This window comes from Halanaerobium sp. MA284_MarDTE_T2 (assembly GCF_003337245.1).
Taxonomy (GTDB): Bacteria; Bacillota; Halanaerobiia; order Halanaerobiales; family Halanaerobiaceae; genus QPJE01.
Genome location: NZ_QPJE01000005.1, coordinates 114,386 through 120,631, shown reverse-complemented (window position 1 = coordinate 120,631; position 6,246 = coordinate 114,386). Strand labels below are relative to the sequence as shown.

Here is a 6,246-nt window from a genome sequence, read left to right as displayed (position 1 = left end):
CTCAGCTCCTGTTGTTTTTATACATTCTTCTATCGCAGGGCCTGGAACTCCATCTCTGTCACCTAAAATAGCAACTTTTTTCCCTTCGAGCATTATCTGACACCTCCATATATTTTTTGAATAATTAAATTTTAATTTTTAAAATAAATATTTTAATATCCTCTAGCAGTAAGTTTGTTAAAACCTAATTCATTAGTCGAAGCCATAATTGCCTGAATTTCAACTGAAATTGATCCATCTTCTCCAAGGCTTCCATCAAAACCACCTGCAATAATATCAGCAAATTTTTGATGTCCAATAACTCTGTCCATTGGAGGAAGTGTTATAACTTCATTTGCATTACCAGCAGTTACAACAGCATCACCGGCAGGATCAGCATCGGCAAGGGACTGGGAAGCTCCATCTCTTCCAGCATATTCATCTGTAATAAGCACAGTTTTAATTCCCTTTTCTTCAAGCTTGGTACAGTTCATAATTAAATCAGCATCGGGATTACCAAAACCTTCTTCTGATATGATTGCTGCATCCAGTCCAATCATTTCTGCCAGTTTAGCAGTATAATTGGATGATCTAACTTTATCTGCAAGTGTAACATTTTCATTTGTAATAATTACACCAATAAAGTTATATTTTTCACCATGATACTTATAAAGATCTTCTATTACAGGATTATTTAAATGAATATATGTTGCATTTTTATCACAGGCAGATACACAATTCCCACTTATAATTGCTCCATCCATTATTTCAGTTGGAGAAATTAAAGTTGGAATAATTTCTTTTGCATCAACACCATAGACATATGTGTCATGTAAAAGGCCCTGACTCTGAAGCATATAAACATAACCTACTTTAGGAAGATCCGGATACTCTGCAGCAGCTTCCAGATATGGTTTATGTTCATAAACTTCTACTTCATCCGGCTCAATATCTACGGCAGCTTTTCCTAAATAAGTAGCAGTTTTTAAACCAACCATTCTTATTATTTCTTCATGTTCATGCTGTTTTATATCCTCTTTTACATCACAGTCAACTACAAGATTGTGAGTTTTAGAGAATGGTGTATAGTCTGCACCAGGGCCCGACATATCAATTATACCTTCCTGAAAACCTACAATATCCCCAGTAGTTACAACGGCTGCACCCTTTAATACATTAGTACGACCAGATCCGACCATATCTTCGCCGGCTATAAAGCCTGGAAAAATTCCTCCTTCTCCTTCAACTTTTACTCTGGGTTCAATAACATCCTTTACAGGAATTATTCGTACACTATCACCAGGGTGAACAATATCTAAATTAATATCTATTATTCTGCTGTCTTCTCTAATAAGTTCCAGCAGCTCTTCTTTATTGATATAAAGTGTAGAAGAAGAAACTTTAGTTTCATCAGCAAACTCAATGTCATCAATCTTAATCTTACCAAGTTCTAATTTCATATTTTTCACCTCCCTTTAATAATTAAATCACTTCCTGCAGAGTCTGTTCTATATCTTCAACTTCCAGATCTTCTCCAGAAAGATGTTCAAGCTTTTCTCCATCTTTATAAAAAACTATAGATGGCAGGCCCAGCACCTTTTGACCTATTGCAAGTCTCCTGTTTCCTTTAATATTTAATTTGGCAAACTTTACTTTGTCTGAATATTTCTCAGCCAGTTCTTCAACATCAGGCATAATCTCAAGACAGCGATCACAGCTGTCACTCCAATAATCAACAGCAACAAGACCGTCAGCTTGAAGCACTTCCTTTTCAAAATTATCCTTGCTTAATTCTAACAAATTATTACCTCCTTTCTCATAATTATCTAATTCTTCAGGGCAGAGTCAATTAAGGTTAGATCAATGACCTGGTAATCTTTTTTAATTTTGTTTGAATATTCTCTCTTTTTGTGGTTATGACTGAACTGTGCAAGCTTTGCAATTGCATTTTCTATAGTTTCCAGACTATAATAATCAAATTTTTCTCCAGAAACTAAAACAATACTTCTGTAGGGGTTTTGCGCAGGCTTTACACTACCCGCCAGCGGGTGAGATATAAGTGCCCAGTTTTTGTGCACCATATCTCTACATTTTTTGTACACATCAGAGAGATCCTCAACAAAAATTATTTTTAAATCCTTATATTTTTTTTTGATAAGTGGATTATTTGTTACAATTACTTTATTATTCATAAACTCCTCCTGAAGATAAAAAACAGAGCAGCATTGAGAAAACTATTCTCATCACTGCTCTGTCCTTAATACCTGAGAGATTATCTGTATAATAACAGAGTGCTCCTTCGGTGTTTTCAAAAACAAACTTTCCAGAGTTGTGTCCAGACATGGTCCTTTTACCTGAGAGTTTCAATCTTTATGCTGAGAAATAAAGATCTTACCCCTTCGGTGGTATTTTTTAATACTCTCTCCCATATCCTTCAAACACCATATTTTCTTTTAGATAAATATTTCACAAAGTCCTTACATCAATAATTATATATAAACATATATATTTTGTCAATAGATTTTTAAAATTTTTTTTGTTTTTATTCAGATAAATCAAAAATGGTATCCTTACATACTGTAACTTTTATACTTATTTTCCAGTAGACCAATTATTGCTGCCAGCGCATTTTTTCTGAATCTACTGTACTGCCCCAGCGCCATTTTGCTGGATCAGTAACATTCTCCACTTCTTTAGCCGGCCTTCTTAAAAGCACAGCTTTTAATTTACCTACTTCAGAAGAGATGCTCCATTTTTCTCCATAATCTCCATATTTATAATCTGATTTTTTTCTAATAAAGTATCTATAATAATAACCCCAAAATTTTCCAGACAATTGATACATCTCAGTATTGTGCTTTTACCGGAACCACTTGCCCCTATGATTACAATAACTTCTCCCTTTTTTATTTCTAAATTAATGTCATTTAGAACATGTAAATCTCCAAACCATTTATTTACACCTTTAAATTTAATAATTTTAATCACCTCCATTAAAAAATATATAAAAAAGTCCCCGCTCTTAATAATAATAAGAGACGAGGACTGCCCGTGTTACCACTCCAGTTGACAAACATATTTCATTTATCCACTCATTAACTTTAACACAGATTTGTGTTTTTATCTATCTGTTCATTTTTGTGAACTTATATGTCATGTTTATGAACCTTTGATAAAACTCCTCCAGGGTACGCTTCACTTTGATCTTAAGTCCAGACTCTTATCTGTTCTGGATTGCTGTGTTCTACGATTAAAACCACTCTCCCCTTCTCAGGATTTATCTATTAATTTTTATTTAATTTTTTATAATTATATATTGGTTCTCCCACAAAAAGGGTATTTGCGTCTCTAACTCATTTTTCGATCAAACTAAAATTCGTTGACAGGAGAAATAAAGACTTCCTAATCAAATGAGACGCCCTGCTTCAGGATTACCTCAGCACATCATGTGCTGAGGTCTTATTTCTCTTTTTAACTCATTAAAATTGCACCACAGGCACTACGTATTTAACTAATTCGTACAAGCACTGCTTAAGGTTGATTAACAAAAAATGCCTAATGTTCCGCAAATACCCTTTTTGTGTACACATCATATTTACTTATGAGAAAATACAAGCCTTTTTTAAAATAAAAATATTCTGAATTTTCAATTATATAATTAACAATATTTATACCATCCTTATTCTCTTTTCCCTTCACTATTTAACTGTGACTTTTATTATCGAACTTTGAATTATATAATTTTGAGAAAGCAGTTCTCCCATCAGCAGATATTCCCCTTCAGGTATATCTGTAAAATTTAAATTAACATTAAACGACAAACTATCTCCTGACGGAAGTTTTATTTCCTGAAATGCCTGTCTAAACATTTTATCTGCTGACCACTGATAGACAGCAGAATACTTATAGTTTTTTATGATCTCGGATAACTCATAATCGAGATTAAATAAATAAAAATCGAATTTTTTACTTGAAGTGAAAATTAATTTGATATCCTCACTGTTTATATTACTAATTTTAAATACAATTTCCTCTTTATCTGTTCTTGAAAATGTAGTTTCTTCTAAAATCATCTCCACTTTAATCTTTTCATCTTTAGATATATTATCCGAATCAGAATCAGCTGAAACAAAATTTACTGATAAAAATGCAAATACTAATATAAAAATAAAAACAATACTCTTTTTACCCATATTAACCCCCTTTGATAAACTGAATTACAATTTTGTTTTAAAAATAGATTTTAATAAGCTGAAATCCGAAATTAAACATCAATAAATTTCCAGCGTCCACTTCTAAATCTGTAAACAACATAACTTCCCCGCATAATCCAGTCAATAACCATTGCAATCCAGGCACCTTTAAGCCCCAGCCCCAGAGGATGAACTAAAATATAACCTAAAATAAGTCTAAATATCCAGCTGGAAACAGCAGTACTGTAAAATACAGCTTTAGTATCACCAGCCCCTCTTAGTGCACCGGCAAAAATAAAATGTGTCCCCATTGGAATCTGCGAAAAGGCAATAATTCTGAGGTTAATAGAAGCCAGCTTAATAATATCCGGATCATCTGTATAAAGTTTTACCAGATATTCGGGGAAAAAAAGAAATATTACTGCCATAAACCCCATTATTAATGAACCTATTTTCCATGCTTCGTATGTACCTTCTTCAGCACCATCCGGATTGTCTGCTCCCAAATTTTGTCCAACAAGAGTCGTTGCAGCAACAGCAATACCAAATCCCGGCATATAGGAAATCGACTCTGCATTATTTGCAATCTGATGTGAAGCAAAAGCAGTAGTTCCAAGAGAAGAAATTACTCTAACAAAAAGCAGCTGAGCAAAACGTCTTACTGATTCCTCCATTGCAGTAGGAATGCCAATTTTTAAAATTCTCTTTAAAAGTTCAAAATCTAATTTAAAGAATTTTTCAAACTCCATTTTAATGGAACTTAAAGAAGACAGTGCTATAATAAAAAAGATAACTCCACCACCAGCTCTGGCCAGAGTAGTAGAAATAGCAGCTCCGTTTAAACCAAGTTCTGGAAAACCAAAATTTCCAAATATAAGTAGATAATTACCAACCACATTAACAATGTTCACCACTATGTTTACTTTCATGGGAAGTTTTGTTTCTCCTGCCCCCCGCAGTGCAGCAGTTATTATAAATCCAATTACCATAAACACATAGCCAGGCATCATAATTCTAAAATAACCTGTTCCAAGTTTGTTAACTTCCTGATCTGCTCCCATAAGTGAAAGTATATTAGGAGCACTTAAATAAAAAAAAGCAGCAATCAAGAAACTTATTACCCCTGCCATTAAAATTGACTGCTGCAGAACATTTCCTGCTTTTTTGACTTTATTGGAACCAACAAATCGGGATACCAGTGCCGTTGTACCTACTCCAAGTGCTGAAGCAAACGCAGTAGAAAAAAATAGCGGCTGCATTGTCAGACCAATTGCTGTAACAGAAGAAGCTCCCAAACGCCCAACCATCATCATATCTACAATATATGTAATTGTTGCAAGCGACTGCTCGGCTATAACCGGCCAGGCAAGTTTTAATATTAATTTTTTTGCTGAAATATCTTCCCCTATAACTGCCTTTTCAAGTCCTTTTTCTTCTGCTGACACTAAATCCACCTTCTCAATTTTCTATCTCTAAATTTTCCTAATTATAGGTGACTATCTGATTATTTTATTCTTCTTTATAAAAAAATTGAATGATGTCTAAAAGTCAAAAAAACTCTACACTTTATTTGAACGGAAAAATATTAAACTTCACACTGTTCATTAAAATTAAGAGTATCATCCTTCACTATTTCTGTTATTTTCGGATGATAGCGGTTATTGGAACTTGCTTTTAAATCAAAAAGCCTTAATATCAAAAATGACAGAGGAAAAGATACAACTGATCCTAATATACCCGCAATTTCTTCATTAACGATAAATCCAAAAAACAATGATATACCTGCAAAATATCCCATAATAAGTGCAATTATTGGAACAAGATAAACAATCATAGAAGCAAATAAAATCGGTCTAGCCTCCATCTCAAGTATAACTGTTTCTCCAGGTTTTACTCCAATTGGATCATCAACCAAAACCTCCATTTCTTCAATTTCATGGCTTTGTTCCCCCAGCAGACACTGTTTATTACATTTACTGCAGGCAGAAGCTCTTTCTATCCGTACAAGACTTTTATTATTTTCATTTTTTAAAACTTTGGCAAATTCCTTCATAGTTTCACCTCATTTAATATA

The 6,246-nt window shown here is 33.5% G+C and carries 8 protein-coding genes, 1 pseudogene and 1 riboswitch; all 9 genes and pseudogenes read right to left on the bottom strand.

Translation table 11 applies throughout. From position 1 onward, the window contains the following. Positions 1-93, bottom strand: a pseudogene (locus DFR78_RS04155) (glycine/sarcosine/betaine reductase complex selenoprotein A); the annotation flags it as partial. Positions 94-152: 59 nt separating this feature from the next. After that, positions 153-1,439 (bottom strand): glycine/sarcosine/betaine reductase component B subunit, encoded by a 1,287-nt coding sequence (locus DFR78_RS04150; RefSeq protein WP_114457578.1) that lies wholly within the window; start codon positions 1,437-1,439, stop codon positions 153-155. A 22-nt stretch (positions 1,440-1,461) separates the two neighbouring features. Continuing rightward, positions 1,462-1,779, bottom strand: coding sequence for a co-chaperone YbbN (locus DFR78_RS04145; RefSeq protein ID WP_114457577.1), 318 nt, complete (start codon positions 1,777-1,779; stop codon positions 1,462-1,464). 26 nt (positions 1,780-1,805) lie between these two features. After that, a complete protein-coding gene (locus DFR78_RS04140) occupies positions 1,806-2,171 on the bottom strand; it encodes a GrdX family protein (protein ID WP_114457576.1) in 366 nt (121 codons plus the stop codon). Between the two features lie 140 nt (positions 2,172-2,311). Further along, a riboswitch (glycine riboswitch) is annotated at positions 2,312-2,417 on the bottom strand. Positions 2,418-2,590: 173 nt separating this feature from the next. Further along, positions 2,591-2,815, bottom strand: a complete 225-nt coding sequence (locus tag DFR78_RS11985; protein ID WP_199505549.1) for a hypothetical protein — start codon at positions 2,813-2,815, stop codon at positions 2,591-2,593. Beyond that, positions 2,710-2,973: an ATP-binding cassette domain-containing protein gene (locus DFR78_RS12330; RefSeq protein ID WP_147267748.1), complete on the bottom strand. Its 264-nt coding sequence runs from the start codon at positions 2,971-2,973 to the stop codon at positions 2,710-2,712. The genes DFR78_RS11985 and DFR78_RS12330 overlap by 106 nt, the downstream gene beginning before the upstream one ends. Positions 2,974-3,677: 704 nt before the next feature. Continuing rightward, entirely contained in the window at positions 3,678-4,172 is a 495-nt protein-coding gene (locus tag DFR78_RS04130) for a BsuPI-related putative proteinase inhibitor (protein ID WP_114457575.1), read from the bottom strand. A gap of 71 nt (positions 4,173-4,243) precedes the next feature. Further along, positions 4,244-5,617: an MATE family efflux transporter gene (locus DFR78_RS04125; protein ID WP_114457574.1), complete on the bottom strand. Its 1,374-nt coding sequence runs from the start codon at positions 5,615-5,617 to the stop codon at positions 4,244-4,246. A 140-nt stretch (positions 5,618-5,757) separates the two neighbouring features. Then, a complete protein-coding gene (locus DFR78_RS04120) occupies positions 5,758-6,225 on the bottom strand; it encodes a SoxR reducing system RseC family protein (RefSeq protein ID WP_114457573.1) in 468 nt (155 codons plus the stop codon). Positions 6,226-6,246 lie beyond the last annotated feature (21 nt).